This is a genomic window from Desulfoluna butyratoxydans, from assembly GCF_900699765.1.
Classification (GTDB): domain Bacteria; phylum Desulfobacterota; class Desulfobacteria; order Desulfobacterales; family Desulfolunaceae; genus Desulfoluna; species Desulfoluna butyratoxydans.
In genome coordinates this window covers 266,239-292,853 of sequence record NZ_CAADHO010000003.1, presented here as the reverse complement: position 1 = coordinate 292,853, position 26,615 = coordinate 266,239, and the positions used below count along the sequence as shown (strand labels likewise).

Genomic DNA, 26,615 nt, shown 5'->3' with positions numbered 1-26,615 from the left:
GGAAGAAAAAAAATCACCCCTGAGGGTGATTTTGCAGACAGCCGCACGTCACACAAAAGGGTGAGAACATCATGATGTATTGAGGCGGTGGTGGGAGAAGAGCGCCGTTTTATCCACGGCCATTACGAAGGCGGGAGAAGCCTGAACTCCTTGGCTTTGTTGATGGCCTGGGTGCGGTTGCCCACAGCCAGTTTGCCGTAGATCCCTTTGATGTGCGTTTTCAAGGTGTTCACAGAGACAAAGAGCTGCGCAGCAGTTTTTGCGTAATTCGCGCCTTTGGCCAGACAGGCAAGAACCTCCAGCTCACGCGGCGTCAGGTCAAAGGAAGCGTGCCGTGACTTTCGGGACGGGGAGGGCTCGGCTGCTTTTTCATTCATGCGCTCGATAAAACACGCTGCCTCCTGGTTGTCGGGACCCAGTTTGCTGCCGACCTGCTTGAGCATCTCGCAGACCGGCAGGCCTTCCCGCATGAATATCTGATAATAATGCTCGGGCGCAACCAGACCCACAGCGTTTTTAAGACTCTCCACCGCCAGGGCATCGTTGCCAAGCCGGCGATGGGCAAGCGCCATCTGGATCAACACGTCCGCCCTGAACAGAAGGCTGGTTGTATCATCAAATGTTGAGATAAGCTCAGTGAGTATGGAGAGTGACTCGTCGGCCCTATGGGTTTCCACAGCCATTTTTGCAGCGAAAAGCTGGATGACATTTGAGTAACATGTCAACGGTTGTTGGCCGGTTCGGTAGATGCCCTGAAAGTTCAAGGGAGATAAGTCGGGATATTCCTTACCGGCAAGATCCCGGCCACCTTGCGGCAAAAACCCGCTCTTCGTCGAAGCTGGCTTGCCGGTCAGTGTATGGATCAGTGCCTTGCACGATGCAGCCATGAGGATCACGGAATCCGGTGGGGTCAAGTTGTCAATGGAGGCACTCATCTCATCCATGGCCTCGATACCTTCATCCGGCTTGCCTTGATCCAGAAGGCACAGAGCAAGAACGAGGTACCCGTCCACAATGGAAAAGACGTCACCGTCTTTTATGATCTTTTTGAGCCCGTGCTTAAGGTATTTTTCGGATTGGAGAAGTTCACCTGAGTGGTAGTACACCTGCCCCATGACAACATGGGCAAGGCCTGAAAAAGGGACGCCTCCGTCGTCGGCCCCCTGGTAGTCCACCAGTGTTCGGCAGGTTTCCAGCGCCCGCTGAAGTTGTCCATATTCCATGTAGAGTTTTGCCAACGCAATGGAATACATAAAAAAGCAGAAAGAGAGATTCTCATTGAAGGCCATGGAGACAGCTTTTCTGAAAATCTGTATCGCTGCGGCAGGGTCGCCGCTGACCCGCTGGCAGAATCCGTAGCCGCCAAGTGCCAGGGTTCGCCAGAAACGTTTCTCTTCAGGAAGCACATCAAGGGCGCCATGAAAATGGTCCCTTGCTTCGTCCACGGCAAACAGAGATGCACTGCGAATGCCTTTGATGGCCAAAAAAACACCTCGTTGTTCGGGGGTTACCCCCGCCTTGACCTCACCAAGGGGGTCAAGCTGCTTTTCGATGCTCTGAAGGCATTGGTCAAAGGCTTCAAACTCCCCCATTTCATATAAAAAGAACAACTGATGCAAGGTCAGGGTCAAAGGCATGTAGTCTTCGGGCACCTTTTTAAACCACTGCAGGTAGATATTAAAATGCCCACGGGCCAGTATCCGGTCGATGTGCGTTTCCAGATGCGTGATAACCCGGTCGTAGTCCTTTGCCTCCAGCGCATGATCAATGGCCTCTTCCCACATGCTGTGGGCCATGAACCAGCTTGCTGCCTGGCGGTGAAGGCGTGTGACATTTTCCCTGCCGCACATGCGAAGGCGATTGCTGAGCATCTGGGCAAACCAGTGGTGATACCGGTACCAGCACCGGTTGCTGTCCAGAGGGACAATGAAGAGGTTGCCCCTCTCCAGTTGCTCCAGAACCTGCTGGCTGTTTTCAATGCCAAGGAGATCGTCGCAGACATCTGCGTTAAACCGCTTGAGAATGGATGTCTGCATCAGAAAATTTTGTATCTCCGGCCCCTGATGGGCAAGAACTTCACTGACGAGGTAGTCCGCAACATGCCGGTCTTTTCCCGACATGCCGTCGATGAACCCGTTTGCGTCCAGGTGCTCCCTCAGGGACAGGGCCGCGAGCTGCAATCCCGTAATCCACCCTTCGGACTGCTTCTCCAGTTTGGCGATCTGCTCCCCTGTCAAGCCAAGGCACATGGACCGATTAAAAAAACTGCGGGCCTCGTCCGTGTTGAAGCGCAGCTCCTCGGTCCTGATCTCATTCAATTGGTTTTTCGAACGGAGCCTGGCAATGGGCAACGGTGGCTCTGTGCGACTGATAAGAATAAGGTGCAGATAGTGCGGCTGGTGATTGATCAGAAAACTGACGGCAGCATGAATCTCCTGATTTTCAATCAGGTGATAGTCGTCCAAGGCCAGGACAACATGGCGTCCCGCCTGCTCCAGGTCATTGATCAATTGCGTCATGGCAGCCATGAGATCAGGTGAGGAAGGGGAGGACAAACGCCCAAGGGATTTACTGGCAACCCCGGGCACACAACGGTTCAGGGCGGTCATCAGGTAGCTGAAAAAGCGATGCGCCCCATTGTCATTCGCATCCAGGGAAAGCCAGGCCACCGGCCATGTCTGCCGGCTGAGCCAGGCGATGGCCAGGCTGGTTTTTCCAAACCCCGCCGGTGCACAGATAAGGGATACCCTGGTCGTTGGGGAGAGCTTGTTGCTCAGGCGTGGTCTTGGAACAGCCTCATCCGGCAGGGGCGGCATGTGGAATTTGGTTATCAGCAGTGCATCCATCGTAACATCCTGGCCTTTTCCTTTGATCTGCAAAACGGCCAATATATACCATACCCACAGAGTTTTCTCCTATCTCTTTCCCCGGGGTGTCACGGCGTGATTTACGGGCCATCGAATGTGGCCCCAACATGTCCCCAGTTTTTTTAATTTGAGAATATCACACAAAGGATTTCAAGCGAGGAGTGGAGCGACCACAGAGAGGTAAAACGAAAGGCGATCCCAAGACAATCCTTGGCATGCAATACCACAGAGATCCCGTGGAATGTGAAGGACTTGACCAAAACAAAAAAGCCCCTTCCGCAGAAGGGGCTTTGGTCTTCCAAGTGGCGCGCCTGGCAGGATTCGAACCTGCGACCTACGGATTCGAAGTGTTTAAGCAAAATCCACCTTCCCAAACTAACCCGCCAGTCAACTATACACATTACCTACGGGCTATTAGCGCCCGTGTCAACCTGCATAACCAACCCCACCATACAATGTGATTGCCCCGGTGGCCCCAATTTGGCCCCAATTCTCTATAGATGGCCATTACCTTTTCTCCGGCAAATCCAAATGCCGGAGGAGCGGAGCGACGACTCCGAACAGGGTGAGCCCCCGAAGGGGGCGAGTTGTGCCCCCCGCCCTTCCCTTCCCCCCTTCCCCCTTCTTAAGAAAACCGGCGAAAGTCTAAAGGAGCTGGGCGGGCTTTTTGGGTCCTGTCCAGGCTTCCCCCCCATACGGGGACTGCGAGCCCCAACTCTTGGCCGATTGGGGGGTGAGATTTTTTTTGAAAATTTGAAAATCGTGCGTCTGTGGGCGGGAGTGGTCAGTGTTTCACGGCGGGCCCGGGGCGATCCGGGGCGGGATGTGTTGAGGCGGAACAGACCGTGACGAGACCATGACCAAGCGTGGAGATGACGATGATCGAGACGGACACCAACGAATTGCAGGCGGAAATCCGGGCCGACGTTGAGGCGGAACGACTGGCGGCGTGGAAGGAAGCCCAGGCAAAGCACAACACCGAGAAGGCGAAGAAGCTCACGGACGAGCCGAAGCCACCGCCGGAGCATATGCCCTGGACGGCGGAGCGGGTTGTGGAGCGACGCGGCCCCCGGGTGGAGAGGTTGAGGCAGGCTTGCTGGCGGGAGCAGCTGGGTGATGCCGAACTCCTCATAGACCGTGTGGGCGACCGCTACACTTTCGACCACAAACGCAAGCAGTGGTACCGCAACGTGGGCACCCACTGGGTGGAGGATGGCGTCAACCAGATCCGCGCGGAGGTGGTGGCCTTGGCAGAGCATTTTGACCGCGCGGCTTTTGAAGCACGGAAAACAAAAAAGAGCGCTGCGAAGAAATCCGAAAGCGCAGAAAAAAAGAAGGAAGAGGCAGAAGAACAGGAAAACGAAGAGGCCGCCAAGAAAGCCGATCAGGAGATCAAGGAGGCGAGCGAAGAAGCAACGACCTGCAGCAAAGACGCAAAGCTCTTTTCCGATCGTGCCAAAAAGCTGCGCGGCGATCGCCGCATCGCCGGGATTTTGAACATGGCCACCTCCGGCGCTGACTCCATGGGCATCTCCGGCGACGACTCCACCTGGGATCGACACCCCACCCTGTTGGCTTGTCCAAACGGGGTGATTGATCTGGAAACCGGCAAGCTCTACAAAGGCGAGCCCAAGCATTACATCCGCAAGGCAAGCCCGTTTAACTTCCCTGGACTTCATGCCTACAGCGCCTCCTGGCATGACACCTTCGGAAAGATCATGTGCTGGGATCCCGTAATGATGGATTACGTGGAGCGCGTCGTGGGTTATGCGGCCACGGGCCTGGTTTCCCACAAAGAGTTTTACGTGGCAAAAGGCCCCACGGCCAACAACGGCAAGAGTACCTTTTTCGATGCCATCCAGATGGCCTTAGGTGATGCCGCCGGCACCATTAAAAAAGAGGTGCTCCTTCAAAAAAAGAACCAGGGCTCCGGTGCAGATCCTGACCTCCTCATGCTGGACGGCCTGCGCATGGCCATCGCCAGCGAGCCGGAACAAGGCTCCAAGTTCGATAAAGAGGTGATCAAGATGGTCACCGGTGGAGACCGCATCACCACGCGCGGCCTCTATATGGACAACATCACGTTCATGGCCATCAGCAAGCTTTTTATCCACGCCAACTTTACCCCCCAAGTGGCCAAGGCCGATCAGGCATTTTTCAACCGGATGCGCATCATCCCTTTTGACGCCCAGTTTGTCGGCAACCCGGATGAGGTGGATCTGGCCCGCCACATCTACCCCGGCATCCCGCGAACCACCATTGACCGCCAGCTCCAGAAGGATGGCCCGGCCATCCTGGCCTGGATCGTTCGGTGCGCACGGAAGTACCTCGCAGACGAGACCCTTAAGTACCCGCTAAAAGTGGCGGAAGAGATCGAACAGTACCAGGACGATATGGACGAGATAGGCCGCTGGGTGGCCGAGTGGTGTCTGGTGGACAAGCACAACGAAACCTACAAGACCAAAGCCAAAGATCTTTACGACTCCTTCAAGCTCTATTGCCGCAATGTTCTGGAAAAGGCGGAGGCGTTTATCCCCACCCAACGCACCTTTGGCGAGCAGCTGCAACAACGTTTCGAAAAGAAGAAGACCAACTACGTGTACTACTTCGGAATCAAGGTCAAGGCGGGATGCTCTGCCGCCGAGCAGACCCAGCCTTAACCCTTTAGACCTTCCCCGGCAGACCTTTTCAAGAGGGGAAGGAACGGGCCAAGGCCCTATTTTTTCTCCGGCTTCTTTTTCAGTTTAGACCTTTTAGACCTTCTCTTTAAAAAAGTGGGGGTGGAAAAGTGAATTAAAAAGGCGGGGAAGAGGGGAAAACCGGCGGTGGGAAATAAGCCAGGAGGCGGGACAACAGTCTAAACCGTCTAAACGCCCTAAACAAACCGCATAAAAACAGACAATTACACAATCCGTTTTTCAACGACCGATGGTCTTTAGACCATCCTACAACCATCCCAAGGGGAACCGGATATGGGAATAGCAAAAGATAAGCTGACGGCATCTGAAAGAGAGAGCATCGCGCGCACCCTTTTGAGCGGGTGTGAGTCCCACCTGAAAAACGGCAGCGAGCTGTGGGCGCACTGCCCCTTTCACCAGGAAGAGACGCCGGGCGGGGCCTTCAAGTACGACGTTGAAAAAGATGTGACCCACTGTTTCGGGTGCAGCACCAACGAAGACCTGGTGGGGCTTTACTGCCACTGCAAGGGGCTGGCCACCGACGACGCCGAAGGCTTCCGCTCTTTTGTCAACGAGTACTGCGGCGGGGCCTTTTCCCCGAAATCAAAAATCGAAAAGCCTGCCCCGCCACGTGTCTGGGAGCCAAAGACCCGCGAAGAGGCCACGGAACTCTGGATGAAGAAGGCCAGCGACTTTGCCGCAGATTGCAACGAAGTGCTCCTGTACGACCAGGAGCAGCTGGACCGCCTGGCCGCCTGGGGCGTCACCGCCAAAACCGTGGCGGAGCTGGGCATCGGGTGGAACGCAAAGGACCAGTGGCGCAACTATTCCGGCTGGGGCCTCCCCAAGCTCATGAACGACAAGGGCAAGGAAAAGAAAATCTTCCTGCCCAAAGGGTTTGTTTTTCCCGTTTTTGATCACGAAGACTTTTCCCTCTACCGCATGCAGATCCGGGTGGAAGAGTTGAGCAAATTCTCCCCCATGAGATACCGCGAAGTGGTGGGCGGCAATCCCCGTCTCTGCGTCTTCGGAGATGCAACGACCCGGATCTGGATTGTGGTGGAGACCATCCGGGACGCCATGTATGCCTGGCAGGACCTCCACCACCTGCGCGTGGGCGCCATGGCCCTGGGCGGCGCCACCCACCGACCCGACCCCATCGCCCACCGCCTCCTCATGGGCGCGGATCTTATCATCAACGCCCTGGACAACGACCAGGCGGGCCGCTTCAACAGCTGGCATTTCGAGCCCTGGAACCCCGGAAAATTCGCCTGGATGAATCAGTATGCCCATGCCGTTCGCGGGCTGGTGCCCTCACGTATCGGCAAGGACCTGGGCGACCTGCCTAAGGCAGGGGTGGAGCTGAAGGCATGGTTCTGGGCGGTGCTGCCCGAATGGGTCCGCGCGCAATTTCGAGCTGAGAAGGTGGAACGGATACAGACTGAACAAGCCAGAAAGGAGGTGGCCGCATGAGCGAAGTCCTGAAAAACATCAACCAGGTGCATCGGTATCTCACGGAGCAAGGCTGCCGAGTGAGCTACGGCAAAGTGAAAACCGATCTCATCGACAAAAGAGCCGTTCCCAGGCGCCGGGGCGGTGGCTGGTCTGTGCAGTCCGTGACCCAATACGCTGCGGCGTTCCTTGAAAAAACCATCGATGAAGCCCCCGAGGCCGACCGCCCCACGGAAGAACCCCAAGGGGGGGCAGCAACGGCAAAAGCCCAAGCCGATGCCGACCTGAAAAACATTCAGGCAGCCCGTGCCCGCTTCAACCTCGAAAAGGAGCTGGGCCGCCATGTGGAAACGGCCACCGTGGAAACAGAGCTGGGCGAGCGGGCCAAGGCGTTCAAGCTGGGCCTGGAAAAATGGGGCCTGGACAACGGGGAAATGGTGGCCTCCCTCTTCGGCGGAGAAGAGACAAGCGCCCGCGACCTCCTGGCGGCACTGGGCACACCGGACACCCCTGAAGCCATCCAGGCCATCATCGATTTCTCCCTTTCCCGGCAACCTCGCTGGGTGCGCCTCTGGCGCAAGAGCATCGAGGATTTCCTTGACGCATACGCCACCGGCACCTGGTGGACCGAGGAGATGCAAGCGGCCTGGGAACTCTTCGACGAAAGCCGGGACAAGGAGGTGTCTTGTGGATAACCCGCTGGAGCTGCGCGAAGCCGAAACGGCTGTGTTTAAAAAGCCCCTCACGTCCCGGGCGTATGAATGGGTACAGAAATTTTTCCGGGTAGTGGCCGGCCCCTTTCGCGGCCAGTTGTGGAAGGCCACCCGTGCCCCCCATGCCGAGCTGGTCCTTGACGTTCTGGACAGGGAAGAAACCCGCAAGGTCTTTATGATCTGGCCCTCCCAGGGATTCAAGACCACCACCGCCATCGGCTGGATCTTTACGGCCCTTCAAAGGCGCATGGACAATGTGGCCCACGCCATGGCTGACGAAAAGGCGGTGAACCGCATGTTGACCGGAACCGTGACGGAGGCCATCAAAAAATGCCCGCCCCTTCGAAAGCGCGTGAAGCCCGGCGGCTTTACCAAAGACGAAATCCGGTTTGACGACGGCTCAGCCTGGATCGGTGTGTGGGCGGGCTCTGACTCCCGCACCCGCTCCTTCTCCGCCCCCATTGTTCTGATCGATGAAGAGGATACCTACGATGACCCCGGGGTTGTCCTTGCCATTGAGGAGCGGCCCGATGCCTACCACGACTTGGGCCTGTCCAAAATCATCCGCACGTGCCGCCCCAAGGGCAACGAAGAAAAGAGCACCATCTGGGCAGATGCCCAGGCCCAGGCCGATTGCTGGCTGGTGCGTGAGGCTGTATGCCCGGCCTGTTCACACCCACAGATCATGGAGCACGCCGACCTGTTTGCCCTGGGCCGCATCAAAGACCCCAAACTCATCCGCAGCGGAAAGCTGGCCCGCTATGCCTGCAAAAAATGCGGGTACCGATGGGACGACCGCGCCAGGGACAAAGCCATGGGCCTTGGTCGCTGGGTGGCCAGGCGCGGGGCCGTTGATAACGGGGTTATTTTCGCATTTCACCTGCGCAGCTGGGAAATCCCGGGACAATCCCTTTCGGATATCCTGGCAACGTGGTTCGAAGCGCAGGGCAACCCGAGGCTATTGCAGAAATTTGACAACAACATCTGTGCCAAGCCCTACAAGTTTGCCGCCATAGATACCGACCACGAAGCCATTGCCGCCTTCATCTCCAAGCGCATCCCCCACCGCCAGCCCCCGGAATGGACCCTGGGCCTTACCCTGTCAGGGGATATGCAGAAAGACCATTTCCGGTTCTCTGTCTGCGCCCATGGCCTTGCCCCCCGCCGTGAGGTGATCATCGACTATGGGGAAGTGGGGCAGTTTTCCGACCTGACCCGCCTCATCTTTGGCACCCGCTATGACACCGCCGATGGTCGGAACCTGGGCATCTGGCGCGCCAGCCTGGACACCGGGGGCGGCAAAAACAAAAACGAGGCAGATACCCGGCCCGTCCAGGCATACCTCTGGCTGGCCAGCCAACGCCCCGGCGTGGTCTTCGGCACCAAAGGCATGAGCCGTAAAACCCCGGGTGTGCTGGTCAAGCGATCGGTGATTGAAACCCTTCCCGACGGGCGAAAGCTTGGGGGCGGCCTGGCCCTTTACCTCATCGATACGGATGCCTTTAAGCGGGACATTTTCTGGCGCCTCTCCGAGGGAGGAGCCGAAGAGGCCCCCCTCATGTTTCATGCATCAACCGATGAGCCTTACCTCAAAGAGATCGCCTCCGAAAAGCTGGTGAAAAAAAAGGGCGGCAAAGAGGAATGGGAGCGGACCCGCGCCAACCACTATCTGGATTGCTTGGTGCAGCATGTGGCCATGGCCTGGTGGCAATGGCAGCCCAGCCTTGCGGCCCTCTCCGGTTTGGGAGTCGGCGCACCGACGCAAACCACAGAAACCGAGGAGGAACCAGCATGACGGACTTTCGCCACCTGCTTCTGATCTGGATCAAAAAAGCCGATGCCGGCGTGGATTTCAAGAATGGCCGCGCCCTCTGCCCGGCCTGCGGCGCACGCCTGAAGGTCAAGACCACCCGGCCCTGGGAGGGCACCACCCGCATCCGGTACCACGTATGCAAGGCAGAACCGTGCGGCCTGGCCGCCATCTCTCACAACATAAAATCCATTGAAACCCGAGAAGAGGAGACAACCCCATGACACGAACCGTATCCACAAACACCCCCCTGCCCCAATACCTGGGAAATTTACTCTCACCCATCCAGGCCATCGCCAGCATGGCGGCAACGGACGGGGACACCATGGCCTCTGCCGGGGCCGCCCTGGAAGGTTACAGCACCCTCATGACCGGCGGTGGTGAGCCCACTCCCGAATCGGAGTTCATGGCGGCCTGTGCGGCCATCATGCAGGACCACGCCCGGCCCGACATTGCCTTGGTGCTCCGGGACCTGTGCGACCGGATTTCCTTCAAGCTCTACGCCATGGGTAAGGAGCTGGTGACGCGCCATGGTGCCTTGGAAGTAACGAAGGCCGGAAACGTGGAAGTGAGTAACCCATGCATCAAACTCAATGAGGTGACCCCATGAAAGCACCGGAAAACTGCCTTTCATGCATCCGGCGCCTCAATGCGGGGCGCCTCGCCAGAAAAGACCGGGTGACGGTCCTGGGGCGGTGCGGCGATGAAGCCCCACTTTTTCCTTCCGGCAACCACGTGGGCTGCGGGCCCATATCAAGAGCTGAAGCACTGAATCCTGTATAGGAGGGAATGATGCAATACGCCCTGAACTTCAAAAACGAAATCATTGTGGATAATTTCGCTGGTGGTGGGGGGGCTTCGATTGGAATCGAAGCGGGGACCAACCGGTATGTGGATATAGCGATCAATCACGACAGAGTGGCACTGGACGTCCACGCCCTTAACCACCCGCACACGCGGCATATAAGATCCGACGTCTTTGAGGTAGACCCGGTTGAAGTTTGCCAAGGGCACCCGGTGGGATTGGCCTGGTTTTCACCGGACTGCCGTCATTTTTCAAAAGCCAAAGGGAAGGCGCCTGTATCTAAGAAAATCCGTGGACTTGCCTGGGTTGCTGTCAAATGGCGTCGCAAAGTCAGGCCACGAATTATTATGCTGGAAAATGTGGAAGAGTTTCAAACCTGGGGGCCGTGCATTGAAAAGAAAAATCCACAAACAGGCCAAGTGGAAACACGCCCTGACCCACGCCGCAAGGGACTCACTTTCCGTACGTTCATCAAATCGTTTGAAAGGGACGGATATGTGGTCGAATATCGTATGGTCAGGGGCCGGAGTTATGGAGCTGGAACCATAAGGAATCGGTTTTTCATGATTGCACGTTGTGATGGACAGCCTATCATCTGGCCACGAGAGACCCATGCGCCGAAAGGGTTGAGGCGCCGGGGCCAGAAGAAGGAAAAAGTCACAGCCGAATGTATTGACTGGAGCATCCCTTGCCCCAGTATTTTCATGACCCCGGATGAAGCTTCATCCTACCGGAAAAGCACTGGCACCTCCATCCGAAGGCCCTTGGCCGATAACACTTTAAAGCGTATTGCCAAGGGAGTCATGAAATACGTCATCGAATGCAAGAAACCGTTTATCGTCCCTATTGCCAATTATGGCACAGGCGGACTTCTGGCTCATCCAGTGGACGAACCCCTTCGAACAATCACGGCCAACCCTAAAGGTGGTGCCTTTTCGCTCTGTACCCCTTTTGTATCACCTTATTATGGACCAAAAGGTGGCCGTGACGTCAGGGGGCAATCGCTTGCTGAACCTCTTGCAACCCAGACTACAGAGAACAGACACGCTCTGATTACGCCGTTTATCAGCAAAATAAACCATACCGGAAATGGCGATAAATCGTTCCGGGGCCAAGGTATAAATGAAGCGCTTCACACAATAACTGGGCGCAATGGATTCTCTTTATGCACCCCGTTTATTTCTCGACAATTTGGAAAAAGCGTGGGGAGTGGTGTGGAGTCTCCCCTGGGGGCCATCACTTCTGGCGGTGGAGGCAAATCGGCCCTCATGGCGCCACTCATTGCAAGGCAATTCGGAACAGGGATTTGCCATTCCGTGAATACCCCTCTCAACACCATCACTGCCGGCGGAGGGGGCGGAAAAACCCAACTCGTCGCAGCCTCCCTAATTCAAACCGGTTACGGTGAGCGCAAGGGTCAGACACCCAGGGCACTTGATATAAATAAACCCATCGGCACCATCGTAGCCGGTGGTGCGAAGCATGCCCTGTGCAGCTCATTCCTGGCCAAACATTACACCGGCGTCGTCGGTTCAAATCTTCGTCACCCTATCGGTACCATCACACAAGCGGACCACCACTCCCTGGTGAATGTTCAACTCTCCAACGAAGAGGTAGAACGGGGGGGGCTCAAAGTCGCGGCATTTCTCATGAAGTACTACGGCCAAGGAGTCGGCCAGAGCCTTGGCGAGCCGGCTCACACCCTCACCACGAAAGAACGCCTTTCACTTGTTACGGTTTTCATCAAGGGAGAGCCTTGGGTAATCGTGGACATCGGTATGCGCATGCTCACACCCGAAGAACTTATGCTCGCCCAAGGGTTTCCACCTGATTACAAGTTAGGGGATATCTCCAAAACAAAAAAAATAGCATTGATCGGAAACAGCGTCTGTCCACCTGTAGCTGAGGCCCTGGTACGAGCAAACTATACAGAGGCGATGCCATGGAGGGTTTCCGCATGATAACCCGCCCCACACTGCGCGACTACGGCGGAAAAAGGAATATTGCCCCGTGGGTAATTTCGTACTTCCCTCCACGCATAAAGTACGTCGAGCCTTGTGGTGGGGCGGCACCGGTTCTTTTACAAAAAGAGTCGGCAAATCTGGAAACCTACAACGTCATATCCAAGGGACCTGACAGATTTTTTCAGGATTTTGAGAGACCATCGGTAAACAGCTTTGGCGACACATTAGGGACACACTATAGGCGAGGGCAAACTTTGGGGCTTACAAGAAGCCCGCCGAACAGGTGAGAAGAATGCGTGTTTTGCCTTGGCAAAGTATTTCTAAGTACGGCGGTTTTTGGCGATCGATCTACAATCATAGGGCCTGAGCAAGAAGCGCTATGACAGATATAATTAAAATCAAACATCCTGATATCATTATCAGATAGACTAAAACTGGGTCAAGGCAACATTATTGTGATTCAGACCTCACGACTTTGTTCCGTAATAAAAACCTGTGGCAGCTGCAACCAAGGCAATTATGGGATTTAATATAACTCCAAATTCTTTGATTTCACAAAACATCAAATCGCAAAAGGTTATCATGAGAAATATCGAAATTACGATTAAATAGAGCAGACCAATAAGCAGAAGTGCAATCATACGCCTAGAGTTATCTTCATGAGGTCTTGGATCGTATTCATCACCCTCCCGTGGGGATTTAACCACCTCGCACCCTGATTCTTCAGAGCTGTAATCAAGGTCATCATTATCCATACAGATATCATAACCCACTGCAATCTGATCATCATCAAGCTTCGAAACCCCACTTTCCCCAGTTTTTTCTTCGTCCATCTGCGCCCTCCGCGGCAAATAGATTATGTCATTACTTACGCATGATCTCTCGGATACGATGATTTTCGGACTCCACTAGTACTTTACGTCCGTGTTCTTCTTGCTCAACAAAGAACCTCTCCGAATTTATTGATCTACGAAGCACCTCGGTAAATGTTATGTCTTCTTTTTTCGCAATATTCTGAAGAAACTGAACTTGCTCTTCCGGTAAATTTACGGTTACTTTTTTCATGGTCATGGTGGACTCCTCCTTATCAATGATGACGGTGGCCTACTTACAGTCATATTATATACAGCAAAAAGCCATACGTCAACCATACCACAGATGGTTGTGGCAACTAAAACACCAACGATAAGTCTATCCTCCATTGGCATTACACAGATAAACGTCCAGATCAAAATCAAAGCCAAAGAAACACAGCACGAACCATGCTAACCCAAAAAGTTGCGGTTGTAGCAGTTGTGTACCAAGTTTCTAAATAAAAAAAGGCACCGACAAAGTAATGCAAACTAAATAAGTACAAACAAATCGATCCCTTGACATAATCTCCTGCACGATAGAACCTTCTCAAAAGACCTATAGACAATGTTTTAGGACCTATTATGATCCAGATATTTCAAAGAATATGCCAAACTAAAAGTATTTAGTACCGTACTAAAAATAACGCATTTCCCTTTCCAGCCCCGCCCCTCCTTTGTTACCGTTTTTGCAACGATTCATCATCGTCCTTGCAAAGCGGAGACAAGCCCCCATGACCCGTGAAAAAATCCAAGAACGCCTGAACCTGTATTACGCTGCCGAAGCCGCTATTCTGGCCGGTGCGCAGGGCTACGAGATCGACGGCGAGATATTTACGTATGCAGATCTCAAGGTAATCACCCGCCAGATCAACATCCTGCTCCACCAGCTTTCAGCGGCCCAAAGCGGCACAGGCGGCATCCGCCGTCATCGGGTGGTGTTGTGATGGGGGCTTTCTCCCGCATATCCTCCTCCCTGAGCCGGACGGCTGCGTCCGTGATTGCTCTGCGCAACCCGGACAGAGCCGCCCGGTTCCTCGCATTCCAGAACGCCCTGGGCGTCCCCGGCCTGAAACTCTCCTACCATGCCTCTGACCGAAAAGACCCTGGCCTCATGCGCTGGCGACCCACCAACCAGACCGGGGATGCCCTCATCTTCAAAGACGCCGCCCTGGCCCGTGCCCGTGCGCGGGACATGGAGCGCAACAACGACAACGTGTCCGGCGCCCTGCGCAAGATTTCGAACAATGTGGTCTTTCGCGGGATCTTTCCGCAGGCACAGTGCAAGCTGTTCGACGGCACGCCGGACCGCATCCGCGCCCGCATCATCGAAAAAGATTTTCGCGCATGGTCCAAGGCGGTGAAGTGGAAGAACAAGCAAAAGCAAACCATCCGCCGGGGCTGGATGGACGGCGGGGTGTTTGTCCGGTTTTTCCCGGCCCCCACCCTGCAGCGCCGTGGCCTGGTGCCCCTGGGCATTGAGCTTTTGGAAGTGGACCACCTGGACCAGAACAAAAACGAGATTCTGGCCAGCGGCAACATAATCCGCAAGGGCATTGAGTACACCCCGGACGGCTTTGAAGCGGCCTACTGGCTTTTCCCGGAGCATCCCGGAAACAGCGGTGGGCTTCTGGGCCGCACCCTTCAATCGTCCCTGCGCGTGGATGCCGAAACCTGCCTTTTCTTCACCGACCCGGAGCGGCCCTCCCAGTCCCTTCCCATCCCCTGGATGATCTCTGTCACACGCGGGCTGCACAATTTTGACGAGTACGACAACGACGAACGCCTGGCCTCCCGCCTGGCCGCCAAGTTCGGCATCTTCATCATCAACAAGGCAACGGCCTGGCCCGGCGGCGCAGGGGGAACTGGTAACGACCTCGAAGGCAACCCCTTTGCCGGTGGTGGGAATGGAGAAATCCCGGACCACATCGGGGCCGCGTCCATCCATGAGCTGCCCCATGGCCGGGAGGTTCAAATCGCCAGCAACCCCCGCCCTGGAAACAACCACGAAGCCTACGCGCGCACCTCCCTGCGCCGGGCCTCCACCGGTTTCGGCATGTCGTCCGCCAGTTTTTCCAATGACTACACAGACGCCACCATGAGCGCCCTGCGCCACGCCATCCAGGAAGAGCGCCGGGGCTACCGCGTGCAACAGGACCTTTTGGTAGATGAGCTCTGTGATGTGGTTTGGCCTATCTGGCTGCGCTATCGCGCTCTCTTCGGCCTGGGAGATGACCGGGACGTGGAAGCCACCTGGGCCCTGGGCGGCTGGGACTGGATCGACCCCTACAAGGATGCCAAGGCAGCTGAAATCCTCATCGGCAAGCGCGTCGAATCCCGCACCACCTTTGCCTCACAGCGCGGTGGAGACTGGGAGGACACCATCGTGGAAATCGGCCAGGAAGAAAAAATGATCGCTGAACACGCCCCGGCCCCAAAGGAGCCCGCCCATGGCAACAATGCAAACGGATAGCCACCGCGTCACCCTCGCGGCCACCCCCAAAAAAGGCGAAGCCAAGCCCACGTTTTTAAAACGCTGCGTCAAAGAGAAGATGGACGGGGGCACCAAAGAAACCAAGGCCATGAGCGAATGCGTCAAGGGGTGGGGCATCGAGCGGCTGGCCGCCGAAGGCATCCGCCACAACGTCCGGGGAACGGTGAAATTAGAGAAAGCCGAAGGCGACGGCCCCCGCCGCTTTGCCCTGGTGGCCCACACCGGCAAGGTGATCAACCTGCGTTACATCCGCTTTATCGTGGAGCTCAAGGGCGTGGAGTACAAAGAGCGTTTCCCCGCCCTTCGCCAGCACAACCCCAACCTCATCGTGGGGCATGTGGACAAGGTGGAATGCAAGGCAGACACCGGCATCTTGCTTTACGGCCCCTTCTCCAAGGTGACCGACACCGCCGCCGAAGTTCTGGCTCTGGCGGATGAAGATTTTCCCTGGCAGGCAAGCGTGGGCATCGAGCCCCGGGAAGTGCGGTGGCTGGAGCGTGGAAAGAAAACCCGTGTTAACGGTCATGAGGTGGAAGGGCCGTGCGAGATATGGACGAAAAGTTTTGTCGAAGAGGTGTCGTGGGTGCCCCTGGGGGCGGATGACGACACCGCAGGCATCGCTTTGACGAGCGATTATGAAACCAATAATCCCACGGAGGATGACATGAACCCTGGACTCAGGAAGTACCTCGAAAAACTCGGCCTCGCAAAGGACGCCTCCGATGCGGACGCCCAGGCATTCCTTTCGACGGCCCTTGAAGACGACACCCAGCGCGTCCAGCTGGCCAAGCTGATGACGCCGGAAGGCGCGGACAATGAGCCGGCGCCCCCCGATTCCGACAGCTCCCCTCCCCCCGCCGGTGGAGCTGCCGGTGATCCCTCCGCCCCGGCGCCCCCCCCTGCCGGGGGCGGTGTGGATCTTTCCGCAGGCATTCAGGGCGCCCTGAAGCTGGAGCGCGAGCGGGTGGGGACCATCCAGAACCTTGCCCGCCAGTTCAACCTGGGCAACGAGTTTGTGGACACCCACGTGACCGGCGGCACCGAGGAAAAAGACATCTACCGCCTGGCCGTGGATGCCGCCTCCAAGACCGCCCCCGCTTTCGGAGCGGGCACCCGCATCGAGTTCGGCGAAGACGGCAGCGACAAGTTCCGCCGCCTTGCTGCCGTCGGCCAGGGGCTCCGCATGGGGGCTTACAAACCGTCAGACGATTCCATCCAGAAAGATCTGGACGCGGCCCGGCAGTTCCGTGGCATGCGCCTTTCGGACATGGCCGCCATGTGCCTGGAGAACCACGGGCATTCCACCAGGGGCTACACCCCTGCAGAGGTTGCCCAGATGATGTTCAGCGGAAAAATGGAGCTGGCCGCGTCCACCAGCGACTTCCGCGCCATCTTCGCGGAGGTGGCCAACCAGCACACCCTGCGCGGATACAACATGGTAACCGATGTCCACCGCCGGCTGGTGAATGTGGTGCCCGCCAACGACTTTAGAGAAATCCACGGCGTGGCCCTCGATGCAGCACAGGACGTTGAACTTGTGGGTGAAAACGGCGAATACCGGGAGATCAAGTTCAAAGAGCGCCAGGAAAGCTACAAGATGGGCAAGCTCGGCGCTTATGTGGGCCTCTCGTACGAAATGATTGTGAACGACGACACCCGCGCCTTCAACAAAAGCCCGCTCCTTCTGGGACAGCTCTGCCGCAAGAAAGAGGCTGACCTCGTGTTTGGCCTCATCAACGCCAACCCCGTGATGAAAGACGGCAAAGAACTCTTCCACGCCGATCGCGGAAACATCGCCACAGGCGATGCCGTTGGCCCGCCCAGCCATGACACCCTAGATGCCGGGCGTACCTTCCTCAACGGCCAGACCATCGGGGACGTGGATCTGGATATCGAGCCCGGGCTCATCCTGGTGCCGCCGCTTCACCGCTCCAACACGGAAGTGATGCTGCGCTCCATCTCACTTGCCGGAGCAGAAAACAACGCGGGCACCGCCAACATCTGGGGCGACCTGGTGCCCGTTCACAACTCCCGCCTGGCCCGGGGTTCCAAAGACGCCTGGTACCTCATGGGCGATCCCAACATGTACGACGGCATCGAGATGTCCTTCCTTGACGGCAAGGAAGAGCCGGAACTCTTCGAAGCGGAGGAGTTCAAAAGTGATCGAATTCTCTACAAAATCCGCCACGTCGTGGGTGTAGGCATTATGGCCGCCACCGCCTTCTGGAGAAACCCCGGCAAGTAATCCTTCCCTGAACCCTTTTTCGGGCCGGAGATCCGGCCCGGTCAGGAGATAAGCACATGGCTTTAAATCGTGAATACGACGGCAAAAAGATGCCCTGGGTTAACGACACCGGTTCCGGCGTGCTCTCCGGCCAGGTGGTGGTTGTCGGTGCCCTGGTATGTGTGGCCCTGGTGGACATTCCCGACGGACAGCGCGGGGATCTGGCCATTGATGAGGTGTATTCCCTCCCCAAGATTACCGGCCCCATCGGCCAGGGCGTGGACGTGTACTGGCTGCCCACCGGCGATCCGGTGGACGGTGTGGCCGGCACGGGTGCCGTTACCACCAGCGCCACCGGAGCCACCCCCGCAGGGCGTACCTTTGCCCTGGCAGGGGATGGGGACGCCACGGCCATGGTGAAGCTGAATATCTGATGAATCTGACCCGGCCCCGGTAATTCCATGGGGCCAAACCCCGAAAGGATTTGGCGCCGGTGGAAGGATTTAACCCTACACAAAAAGAGGAACTGAAAGAGCTGCTGGACGAAAGCCTGAAAGCTGCCCAGACCAACGCCTGCGGATGCCTGATCAGTGAAGAGATGAAACGGGAGATGCCCCATGTGGAGCAAAGTTTCCGTGCCATCGGAGAAGGCAAACTGGAGCGGGGCGTGGAGCGGTTCCGGGCCAACAACGAGATGATCACCCAGTTCCGGCAAAACAAAAAAGACACGGTGAAAGCATTGGTTCGGTGGGCGGGTATCGGTCTGGCGTTCTTTACTGTTTGGGCTCTCTGGCGGGGGTTTGCGGCCAAGATTGCGAGCATCAACACGGGTGGAGGGATGTGATGGACGATCTGGACCGCGCACAATCTCTTGAAATCCACGCCCGGCAACACGCCATTGCATCCATTCGCCAGGCGGCCACCGACACGGGCCGCCCCTCTGCCCGCTTCTGCGTGATCTGTGAGGAAGAGATCCCGGAGAAGCGGCGCCAATGCATCCCCGGCGTCCAGCTCTGTGTGGACTGCCAGCAAGACCAGGAGGAACACCCATGACTGCTATCCAGGAAACACGAGGCATCCGCAACAACAACCCCGGAAACATCCGCCACGGAGACGACTGGAACGGCCTGGCGGAAAAACAGCCGGATGCCTCCTTTTGTACGTTTACCGAACCCCGCTGGGGCATCCGGGCCCTGGCAAAAACCCTGCTCACCTACCAGCGCCGCCGTGGCATCCACACCGTGCGCGGCATCATTAGCCGGTGGGCACCGCCATCGGAAAACGACACCCATAGCTATATCCACCACGTGGCCCATTTTGTGGGCGTAGATGCGGATGAAACGATCCGGGTGGAAGACCACCTTTTCCCGCTGGTATCGGCCATCATCCTGCACGAAAACGGCAATAACCCTTATTCAAACGAAACCATCCTGGAAGCCATCCGGATGGCACGAGGTTAGCCATGGCCATCGAGATCATCACCGCCATGTTGGCAAAGAAAGGGCTTTCTCTTCTGGCCGGTGCCGTGGATGGCGCGGGGGACAAGGCCATCTCCTGGATCGAGGAGAAGACGGGCATCAACCTGGGCGGCCACGACGGCCCGCCGGAGTTCACCAGCGAACAGCTGATGGCCCTTCATCAGCTTGAGAGCGACGAACGGGTGGAGCTGAAACGCCTGGCCCTTGAGAAGTACAAAGAAGGGAACCGCCATGCCGAGTCAACCTTTGCCCTTGAGGCCGACGACCGGGCAGACGCCCGCGAGATGTACACCAAAGGCGGAAAGGAGATGCAGGACCGCTTGATTGATTGGGTGTTTAAATTCACCTCATTTATCATTCCGGCCCTGTTGCTTGCCGATGTCCTTCTGGTGGTGGCGGCAAAAATCTGGGGGATTGATGCAACCATCTGCGCGGCCATCGGCACCCTTATCGGTGTCTGTCTCGGGCGCTTCGGTGATGAGCGGAAAACGATTCTGGAATATGCCTTCGGCGGGTCCGCAAGCAACGACCGGTTGCACGAGGACAAGGCAAAGACATGACCACCAGCCCCCAGCATATCGCCGCCTTTCGAAAGGTGCTGGCCCTCCGGGGCGAAGCCACCACCCTGGCCGGAGTCTCCCTTGACGCCATCATCAAGCGGGAAGGCACCGGGATCTTCGAACGCTACGCCGAAAAGACCTACCAGGTAACGGGCGAATCCCGGACGGTCACCGTTCTGGTGGAGGACCTGGCCGGAGCGGCGTCGGGAATTACCACCAACGCCACGGTGGAGCATCACGGCTCCCAGTGGGTGGTCTCCAGCACAAAGGATAAGGTGCTGCGCACCCGCCTTGAAGTGAAGATGTGGAGGGAACTCTAATGCCGGAAGGAATCGTCAACTTTTACAAGTACGAGATCCAGCGCGTCACAGACCGCATGCTGGGCGAGATTGAACTGTTCGGCGGCAAGGCAAAACAAATCGGCGCGCGGGCGGCAAACCGCACCCTTCAAGGCGTGCGCACCGATATCGTGCACATGGTGCGCAAAGAGTATGCGGTCCCGGCCAAGGACCTGCGGGACAAGCTCTGGATCAAAAAAGCCACGGCCACAAGCCTTGCCGCCACCCTCTTTGAAAAGGGGCAGATCTCCATCCCCCTTGTCCGCTACGCAGCACGGGGCAAGTGGATCAAGGCTAACTCGGAGCACTTCGGCAAACCCGTGACCCGTGAAGGCGTCACCGTAACGGTCCGCCGGGATTCGGGCCGCACCCTGGTAAAGGGCGGTTTTATCCGCCAGTCCCCCACCTTCGGCACCCCCCAGGTGATGGCCCGTGTGGAAGAGGATCAGCGGTATCCGCTGAAGGTGCTCTACGGCCCCGGCTACCGGACCATGCTCAAACGGCCAGACGTGGAGCTGTGGGTCAAGCGGCGGGCCGACGAGCGCATGAACCAGAACATGGACCGGGAACTCAACTTCCTTATGACCCAATGGGAGCGTGGCCATGTTTGATATCAACGCCTATCGCGATGAATGCAAATCCAGAATTCAAGAGGCCCTGCCGGAGCTTGCCAACGTCCTGGACTATGACGAATCCCACGACCTGAAGGGGGACGGTGCCTTCCCCGCCGCCTTTGTGAATATTGTCGATATCCACCCCGGCATCGATCCCGGAGACGGTCGCGTGGGGCTGTTGCTTCGCACGGTCATTCACATCATCACCAAGAAACCGGAAGGCGGTTCCCGGGCCGTGGCGCGCAAGCAGGTGGAGGCCCTGGCAGTGGCTGCCATTCCTGCCCTCTTCGGGGAACGGTTTGCCGGCTTAGAGTCTCCCCTGGTGTTTGTGGGCGGGTACGGCGACCTGGGCGACGACAAGCACAAATCACGTGCCGAGTGGGGCCTGGAATTCACCGCCCGAATCTCTACGGGTCAAGAGCTTTGGACCGACCTTCCCGACCTGGAGCCACCGGAGCGAATCTTTTCCGATTTCGGCACCGGGGCCGAAGAGGCCACACGATGACGGACCTCCATTACGAAATAGCCGAAATCAAGCGCCAGCTCGCAAGCTTCATCCGCCTGGGCACCGTGGCAGCCGTGCAGACGAGCCCGCCCCGCGTAAAGGTGGCCGTGGGGGACCTCACCACAGGCTGGCGCCCCTGGATGGAACAGGCCGCAGGCGTGGACACCACCTGGGACCCGCCGTCCGAAGGGGAACAGGTTGTGCTCCTCTCTCCCTTTGGGGACATGAACCAGGGCGTGGTGCTGCGGGGCCTGAACCAGGCGGCCCACCCCGCGCCGGAAACCAGCCTGGACAAGGTGACGCGACAATTCGGAGACGGCAGCTTTTCTGTATACGACAGGGCAAGCCACACCCTCACCCTGGATATCAAAGGGCCGGTAAATGTCACCGCACAAGGCAATGTGGACGTCACCTCCCAGGGCAAGGCCACCGTAAAGGCAAGCGGCGGCATCGATCTCAGCGGAGACGGCAGCGAGGGCCTGAAGGGTGCCATCAACGGCCATTGCCTCTGCCCCCTTACCGGACAACCCCACATGCACATCTCCGCCACGGTGCGGTCCAGCAAATAAAGGAACCAGTCCCGATGCCACTTACAGCCGAAAGCATGGCCGCCAAACGTAAAGCCCGCCGGGATGCCGTGGCCCCCCTGCAAACCGACGACCCGGCAGCCGTGGCGGCAAAAATCCAGGAATACCTGGTGGCGGACTCCCAGGGGATCATTGACGCCATCACAGCCGACGCGCTGGTGACCACCACCAGCGGCGCACCCGACGGCGAGCACCAGGGGAACATCTCATGATCACAGGCATGGACGCCACAACCGGCAGGAGCATCACAGGGGATGCGCACCTGCGCCAAAGCATCGCCGATATCTTGTCCACCCGGAAGGGCACCCGCACCATGCGCCGGGATTACGGTTCCGACGTGCCCCGGCATGTGGACCGCCCCTTGAACCGCTCCACCATCGTGGACATTGTGGCCGATGCGGCCATTGCCCTGGAAAAATGGGAGCCCCGCATCCGCGTGGAGCGGGTTATCCCCTCCCGCGTGGGTGGCCGCCTCTGCCTGGATATGGAGTTCACCCGACTGATCGATGGAGAAACCATCACCCTTGAGGGCATTGCGTTATGAAGGTAATCGACCTCTCCAGCCTGGCCCCGCCCGACGTCATCGAGCCCCTTTCTTTTGACGACGTGCTGACGCAGATCCGATCCAACTACATCACCGCCTGTACCAACGCCGGGCGGGGCGATCTGGTGGCCGCCATCGATTATCCGGCAGAACCCGCCGCCATCCTTTGCGAGGTGGCCGCCTACCGTGAAATGGTCCTGCGCGCACGCATCAACGACGCCGCCCGCGCCCGCATGCTCGCCTATGCCACCGGTGCGGACCTGGACCACATCGGGGCCGGTGAAGGGGTGGAACGATTAACCTTATCCCCGGCTGATGAGACGGCCATCCCGCCCGTGCCCGCCGTCATGGAACAAGACGACCCCTACCGCTACCGCATCCAGCTTGCCCGCCAGGCCATCACCACGGCAGGCCCCACGGGCTCTTACGTCTATCACGCCCGCTCTGCCGATGCCCGGGTGCGGGACGTCTCCGTGGATGCCCCCGCCTTTGCCCGGCGTGAGCTCACCCCGGAGCAACGGACCGCAGCGGGTCTTCCCGCCGACTCCATCGTACTGGACGTGGTAAGGGATGCCGGGCTTTCCAACCCCATGCCCGGTGACGTTGCCGTCACGGTCCTGTCCATCGAAGAGGGCGGCGTGGCAAGCCAGGACCTTATCGACCATGTAAGCGACGCCCTGTCAGCCGATGATATCCGCCCCCTGACCGATCGGCCCAGGGTGCGCGCGGCATCCATCCTTCACTACACCATCGAGGCCACCTTGACCCTCAAGCCCGGACCGGACCCGGAGCCTGTAAGACAGGCCGCCATCGCAGCGGCCTGGGCCATGGCCGAACAGTACAGCGAACTGGAGGAGGTGCTCCCCCTTTCCGCCGTTTATGCGGCCCTCCATCAACCCGGCGTAATCGCCGTAACCCTTACCAGCCCCACCCAGGACCTGGCCCCCGGCGTGGGGGGTGCTGCCTGGTGCGACGGCGTGGAGGTGAGTTGTGGCTAACCCCACCTTGCTGCCCTCCTCCGCAGGCCCCCTGCCCCGCATCCTGGAACAGGCCATGGATCGCACGGCCCTTGATATCCCCATTCGGGATCTCTGGGACCCGGACCGCTGCCCCGCCCCTCTCCTGCCCTGGCTTGCCTGGGCGCTGTCCGTGGAACACTGGGACGCCTCCTGGCCGGAGCAGATCAAGCGAAATGTCATCAAGGCAAACCGGGACATCCTGCAGAGAAAAGGCACCGCCGATGCCCTGAAGCGGGCCGTTCATGCCATCCGTGGCGATGACCTGAAGGTGGTGGAATGGTTCGAAGACCCCAGCCTTGCCCCCATGTCCTTTCGCGTGGACGTTAACGGTGCCACCACCGGGTGGAACGAGGCCCTGGACGCCCAGCTGGGCCAGGCCATTGCCGCCACGAAAAACGCACGGAGCCAGCTGGCCGCCATTGACGTTTCTACTTTTGTAAGCGAAGCGAACCGCCACCTTGTAACGGCCCAGACCGGCGATACCGTGGAGGTGCTTCCCTGGGCGCCGATTGAAGTACTGGTCACCCCACCGGTCCGAAGAACTGTAACCGTTGAACTCGGCGAATACATCGAAATCCAACCGTGGAGGAATGCAGATGCCTGACGTACCCCTGACGGAACAACAATATGGTGGTTTGCTTACCCTGGCCGGGCAACATGCTGAAGCCAATGCAAAAGTAACCAAAGAGCCCGTGGATATCGTTGCTATAGTCATAGGTGACGGTGGCGGCCAGTACGTCATCCCCAACGAGGCCCAGACCGAGTTGGTCAATCAGCTGGGAGCCCCCTACCCCGTGAACGTAGTCGAGGTTAGGGGTGATGCAGATACTTCACCGGTACTTCATGTGGAGACTGTTATTCCTGCTGAGATCGGCGGTATCACCGTACGGGAAATTGGTGGCATCTCTTCAAAAGGTGTTCTCGTGGCCGTGGCTAACTGCCCCCCCAACTACAAACCCATGCCCTCACAGAACGCCCCCAAACGTCTCCCGATACGAATGAACTTCGCCATCACATCGGATATGGCGTGGAATGCAACGCTAAATGATGATTTGATTTTTGCTAGCCGGGAGTGGGCTGCAGTTCAAATCGCAAAGGACCTTGGCCTTGTAATTGACGCAGAAAACGCAAGCGTTTTGAAGGGGAGCTGGTATGTCTCAAATGGCCCCAACATTTTAAATCACGGCATCACGTCTGGAATGAACTATGAGGCGGGAAACCTTCGAAAAACCTGCGATGGTTTGGTTGGTAAAAGTGGGCGTATGGTTCTTCCTACGGGTATGTACGATCTTGGTGGAGAAACAGTTGATACGCCGCCAGGAGTAGCGGTTACGATCAGGCCTGGGGTAATTATTAAAAATGGAACATTAAATATTAATGGAGCGTTGCACGCGGGATTATACCACTGGATTGATACATCTACGGTTATCAATCTCGCGCCAAATTTTCTCACAGAAATATACCCCCAATGGTTTGGTCCAATCGGGTCATCTGTTGATAGCTCTTTGGCTATAAACGCAGCTATTGCCATGTGCGTTCGTCATGGTGGTGGTGATGTTAAATTAACCTCCGGTTCTATCAATATCGACAACTCAATCTATATTTCTTCTGGGAATCAGCAACCGGTAACGCTTTCAGGTGTGGGGGCTGACAGAAATCATATGGACCTGGGAACAGCTATTACGACATCAACCGTTTTAGAAATGATTCAAATTGAATCGCCCAGCTACTATGCCAGGTTGCGTGATTTCAGTCTTAAAAACAACCTCTCCAGAGAAACGAATATTACAGTTGGAATCAAAGCCATCAATGGTGGGGATGGATATGTGGCGAGGGCTGATTTTTGCCATATAGCCTTTAAAAACTTGTTTTATGGCATTGATATGTCGGGAGACGGAAACTTTAATTATGCCGATGGAATGACCTTTGAAAATTTAAAATTCGAAACCGTGAATCGATGTATCAAAACAAAGCATACCGAAGGCAGCACAATAAACCGAATTATCGCAGAACCCTTCGTTGATTATGTTTTTTACCTTTATCAAGGCTCAGCTCAACTCATTACGAATGTTATTGCGAGGGGGGTCAGTGGGGGCCTGGATAATGGGCGAGCAATATTTGCTATTGTCATTGGAACTGAGAGTGACGGTCTCGTCAGGGGACATTCCACAGAATTTAACGGCATACACTTAGAGACTGTAAATGCCCTTGCATATATTGGGGCTCCCTACGTCACATTCAAAAACGTTCACTACCATAACATCTCTCCTGAAGATTACCCCAGAGACAATATGGTTACATTCCTTCACCCTGGAAGCTCCCATCCATTCAACTGTACGCTTGAAAATATATGGACACGATTTGTGGGGGGGAGAGCTGCCGGAACCAAAGATTTATACGCTCTACCGTCACCGGGCACATCAATCAATATTGTAGAGCAAACTGTTATCTCAAATTTCGCCAGAGTCGGAGGGTTGCGATTAATCGGTTGGGAACCGGAGTCCATAGGCGGGAATATCACCTTGACAGAAAAGGCCAGCACAATGGGGAGCGATGCTGATGATGTACCAGCGTTGCGAAGACATCTTAACCAGCTGATGAGTGACCTAAGGGCCAGTGGCGTTATGGGCCTTGTCCAGCATTGCGACAATGGCAATGATTACTCAAATTGGCATTTCACGGGCGGTGGTGGAAGCAATACTACAGGGATTTATATCACTGGAGCTGATGGGAGTGCCGACCTCCCTCTTACCGGAATTCCTGAGGCCAGGCACATGACGATAGTCTTTAAAGTCGAAACGAATGCTTTAGCAAAGGAATCCCTACGGATAGGGCAATCGTCAATTTCTGGTACTTCACTGGAAGTATTTCAAGACCTCCCTGAGGATGGCGAGTATTTTAAATACAGCTTCGTAACGTCCCCATCAATAACATCGGAACGTATTGATATCAGGTTAGCCCCCGGTGAAACGGGGAGTATAACAATTGCTGATGTTATGCTGTTTGATGGTGATCAAACGGACAACCCCCGTATTACAAAATACATAGAACATGGCCACACACAACGCTCTTACACAACCTATAACAGCGACTACCCGAAGCCTTATTGATA

Annotated in this window: 27 protein-coding genes; 24 read left to right on the top strand and 3 right to left on the bottom strand. The window is 56.9% G+C overall.

What is annotated here, in order from left to right; genetic code table 11:
• Window positions 1-122: 122 nt before the first annotated feature.
• The gene (locus MSL71_RS10220; protein ID WP_180139832.1) at window positions 123-2,846 is read right to left on the bottom strand and encodes a winged helix-turn-helix domain-containing protein; all 2,724 of its coding nucleotides are present in this window, start codon (window positions 2,844-2,846) and stop codon (window positions 123-125) included.
• Between the two features lie 899 nt (window positions 2,847-3,745).
• Between MSL71_RS10220 and MSL71_RS10215 the strand changes: the two genes are divergently transcribed.
• The 7 genes from MSL71_RS10215 to MSL71_RS10185 all read left to right on the top strand — a co-directional run bounded on the left by MSL71_RS10215 (window position 3,746) and on the right by MSL71_RS10185 (window position 12,286).
• Window positions 3,746-5,527 carry a DNA primase family protein gene (locus MSL71_RS10215; RefSeq protein ID WP_180139829.1) on the top strand — a complete coding sequence of 594 codons (1,782 nt, stop codon included), beginning with the start codon at window positions 3,746-3,748 and terminating at the stop codon, window positions 5,525-5,527.
• 312 nt (window positions 5,528-5,839) lie between these two features.
• Window positions 5,840-7,018, top strand: coding sequence for a CHC2 zinc finger domain-containing protein (locus MSL71_RS10210; protein ID WP_180139828.1), 1,179 nt, complete (start codon window positions 5,840-5,842; stop codon window positions 7,016-7,018).
• Complete coding sequence (locus MSL71_RS10205; protein ID WP_180139825.1) at window positions 7,015-7,692, top strand: hypothetical protein; 678 nt, start codon at window positions 7,015-7,017, stop codon at window positions 7,690-7,692. Before MSL71_RS10210 ends, MSL71_RS10205 begins: the two co-directional genes overlap by 4 nt.
• Window positions 7,685-9,505, top strand: coding sequence for a terminase gpA endonuclease subunit (locus MSL71_RS10200; protein ID WP_180139822.1), 1,821 nt, complete (start codon window positions 7,685-7,687; stop codon window positions 9,503-9,505). Before MSL71_RS10205 ends, MSL71_RS10200 begins: the two co-directional genes overlap by 8 nt.
• Complete coding sequence (locus MSL71_RS10195) at window positions 9,502-9,744, top strand: ogr/Delta-like zinc finger family protein (RefSeq protein ID WP_180139818.1); 243 nt, start codon at window positions 9,502-9,504, stop codon at window positions 9,742-9,744. Before MSL71_RS10200 ends, MSL71_RS10195 begins: the two co-directional genes overlap by 4 nt.
• Window positions 9,741-10,130 (top strand): hypothetical protein, encoded by a 390-nt coding sequence (locus MSL71_RS10190; RefSeq protein WP_180139815.1) that lies wholly within the window; start codon window positions 9,741-9,743, stop codon window positions 10,128-10,130. The genes MSL71_RS10195 and MSL71_RS10190 overlap by 4 nt, the downstream gene beginning before the upstream one ends.
• A gap of 179 nt (window positions 10,131-10,309) precedes the next feature.
• Window positions 10,310-12,286 carry a DNA cytosine methyltransferase gene (locus MSL71_RS10185; protein ID WP_180139812.1) on the top strand — a complete coding sequence of 659 codons (1,977 nt, stop codon included), beginning with the start codon at window positions 10,310-10,312 and terminating at the stop codon, window positions 12,284-12,286.
• A gap of 470 nt (window positions 12,287-12,756) precedes the next feature.
• Here the strand turns inward: MSL71_RS10185 and MSL71_RS10180 are convergent, their stop codons facing one another.
• Entirely contained in the window at window positions 12,757-13,122 is a 366-nt protein-coding gene (locus MSL71_RS10180; RefSeq protein WP_218950997.1) for a hypothetical protein, read from the bottom strand.
• Between the two features lie 31 nt (window positions 13,123-13,153).
• Window positions 13,154-13,360, bottom strand: a complete 207-nt coding sequence (locus MSL71_RS10175; protein WP_180139809.1) for a CopG family transcriptional regulator — start codon at window positions 13,358-13,360, stop codon at window positions 13,154-13,156.
• Window positions 13,361-13,874: 514 nt separating this feature from the next.
• Here MSL71_RS10175 and MSL71_RS10170 point away from each other — a divergent pair.
• The 17 genes from MSL71_RS10170 to MSL71_RS10090 are packed head-to-tail and all read left to right on the top strand — an operon-like array spanning window position 13,875 to window position 26,613.
• Window positions 13,875-14,087 (top strand): hypothetical protein, encoded by a 213-nt coding sequence (locus MSL71_RS10170; protein ID WP_180139806.1) that lies wholly within the window; start codon window positions 13,875-13,877, stop codon window positions 14,085-14,087.
• A gap of 50 nt (window positions 14,088-14,137) precedes the next feature.
• Window positions 14,138-15,613, top strand: a complete 1,476-nt coding sequence (locus MSL71_RS10165; protein ID WP_180139803.1) for a phage portal protein — start codon at window positions 14,138-14,140, stop codon at window positions 15,611-15,613.
• Entirely contained in the window at window positions 15,591-17,879 is a 2,289-nt protein-coding gene (locus MSL71_RS10160; protein WP_180139800.1) for a phage major capsid protein, read from the top strand. Before MSL71_RS10165 ends, MSL71_RS10160 begins: the two co-directional genes overlap by 23 nt.
• A gap of 56 nt (window positions 17,880-17,935) precedes the next feature.
• Window positions 17,936-18,292 carry a DUF2190 family protein gene (locus tag MSL71_RS10155; protein ID WP_180139797.1) on the top strand — a complete coding sequence of 119 codons (357 nt, stop codon included), beginning with the start codon at window positions 17,936-17,938 and terminating at the stop codon, window positions 18,290-18,292.
• 59 nt (window positions 18,293-18,351) lie between these two features.
• Complete coding sequence (locus MSL71_RS10150; protein ID WP_180139794.1) at window positions 18,352-18,702, top strand: hypothetical protein; 351 nt, start codon at window positions 18,352-18,354, stop codon at window positions 18,700-18,702.
• Complete coding sequence (locus tag MSL71_RS10145; protein ID WP_180139791.1) at window positions 18,702-18,911, top strand: TraR/DksA C4-type zinc finger protein; 210 nt, start codon at window positions 18,702-18,704, stop codon at window positions 18,909-18,911. The genes MSL71_RS10150 and MSL71_RS10145 overlap by 1 nt, the downstream gene beginning before the upstream one ends.
• The gene (locus MSL71_RS10140) at window positions 18,908-19,318 is read left to right on the top strand and encodes a structural protein (RefSeq protein ID WP_180139788.1); all 411 of its coding nucleotides are present in this window, start codon (window positions 18,908-18,910) and stop codon (window positions 19,316-19,318) included. Before MSL71_RS10145 ends, MSL71_RS10140 begins: the two co-directional genes overlap by 4 nt.
• Before the next feature lie 2 nt (window positions 19,319-19,320).
• Window positions 19,321-19,896, top strand: coding sequence for a hypothetical protein (locus tag MSL71_RS10135; protein ID WP_180139785.1), 576 nt, complete (start codon window positions 19,321-19,323; stop codon window positions 19,894-19,896).
• Window positions 19,893-20,216 carry a hypothetical protein gene (locus MSL71_RS10130; protein ID WP_180139782.1) on the top strand — a complete coding sequence of 108 codons (324 nt, stop codon included), beginning with the start codon at window positions 19,893-19,895 and terminating at the stop codon, window positions 20,214-20,216. The genes MSL71_RS10135 and MSL71_RS10130 overlap by 4 nt, the downstream gene beginning before the upstream one ends.
• Window positions 20,216-20,845, top strand: a complete 630-nt coding sequence (locus MSL71_RS10125; protein ID WP_180139779.1) for a phage tail protein — start codon at window positions 20,216-20,218, stop codon at window positions 20,843-20,845. Before MSL71_RS10130 ends, MSL71_RS10125 begins: the two co-directional genes overlap by 1 nt.
• Complete coding sequence (locus tag MSL71_RS10120; RefSeq protein WP_180139776.1) at window positions 20,838-21,353, top strand: hypothetical protein; 516 nt, start codon at window positions 20,838-20,840, stop codon at window positions 21,351-21,353. Before MSL71_RS10125 ends, MSL71_RS10120 begins: the two co-directional genes overlap by 8 nt.
• Window positions 21,350-21,922, top strand: a complete 573-nt coding sequence (locus tag MSL71_RS10115) for a phage baseplate assembly protein V (protein WP_180139773.1) — start codon at window positions 21,350-21,352, stop codon at window positions 21,920-21,922. Before MSL71_RS10120 ends, MSL71_RS10115 begins: the two co-directional genes overlap by 4 nt.
• 14 nt (window positions 21,923-21,936) lie before the next feature.
• Window positions 21,937-22,152, top strand: coding sequence for a hypothetical protein (locus MSL71_RS10110; RefSeq protein ID WP_180139770.1), 216 nt, complete (start codon window positions 21,937-21,939; stop codon window positions 22,150-22,152).
• Window positions 22,149-22,484, top strand: coding sequence for a GPW/gp25 family protein (locus tag MSL71_RS10105; RefSeq protein ID WP_180139767.1), 336 nt, complete (start codon window positions 22,149-22,151; stop codon window positions 22,482-22,484). Before MSL71_RS10110 ends, MSL71_RS10105 begins: the two co-directional genes overlap by 4 nt.
• A complete protein-coding gene (locus MSL71_RS10100; RefSeq protein ID WP_180139764.1) occupies window positions 22,481-23,482 on the top strand; it encodes a baseplate assembly protein in 1,002 nt (333 codons plus the stop codon). The genes MSL71_RS10105 and MSL71_RS10100 overlap by 4 nt, the downstream gene beginning before the upstream one ends.
• Complete coding sequence (locus MSL71_RS10095; protein ID WP_180139761.1) at window positions 23,475-24,107, top strand: phage tail protein I; 633 nt, start codon at window positions 23,475-23,477, stop codon at window positions 24,105-24,107. The genes MSL71_RS10100 and MSL71_RS10095 overlap by 8 nt, the downstream gene beginning before the upstream one ends.
• A complete protein-coding gene (locus MSL71_RS10090; RefSeq protein ID WP_180139758.1) occupies window positions 24,100-26,613 on the top strand; it encodes a phage tail protein in 2,514 nt (837 codons plus the stop codon). Before MSL71_RS10095 ends, MSL71_RS10090 begins: the two co-directional genes overlap by 8 nt.
• Window positions 26,614-26,615 lie beyond the last annotated feature (2 nt).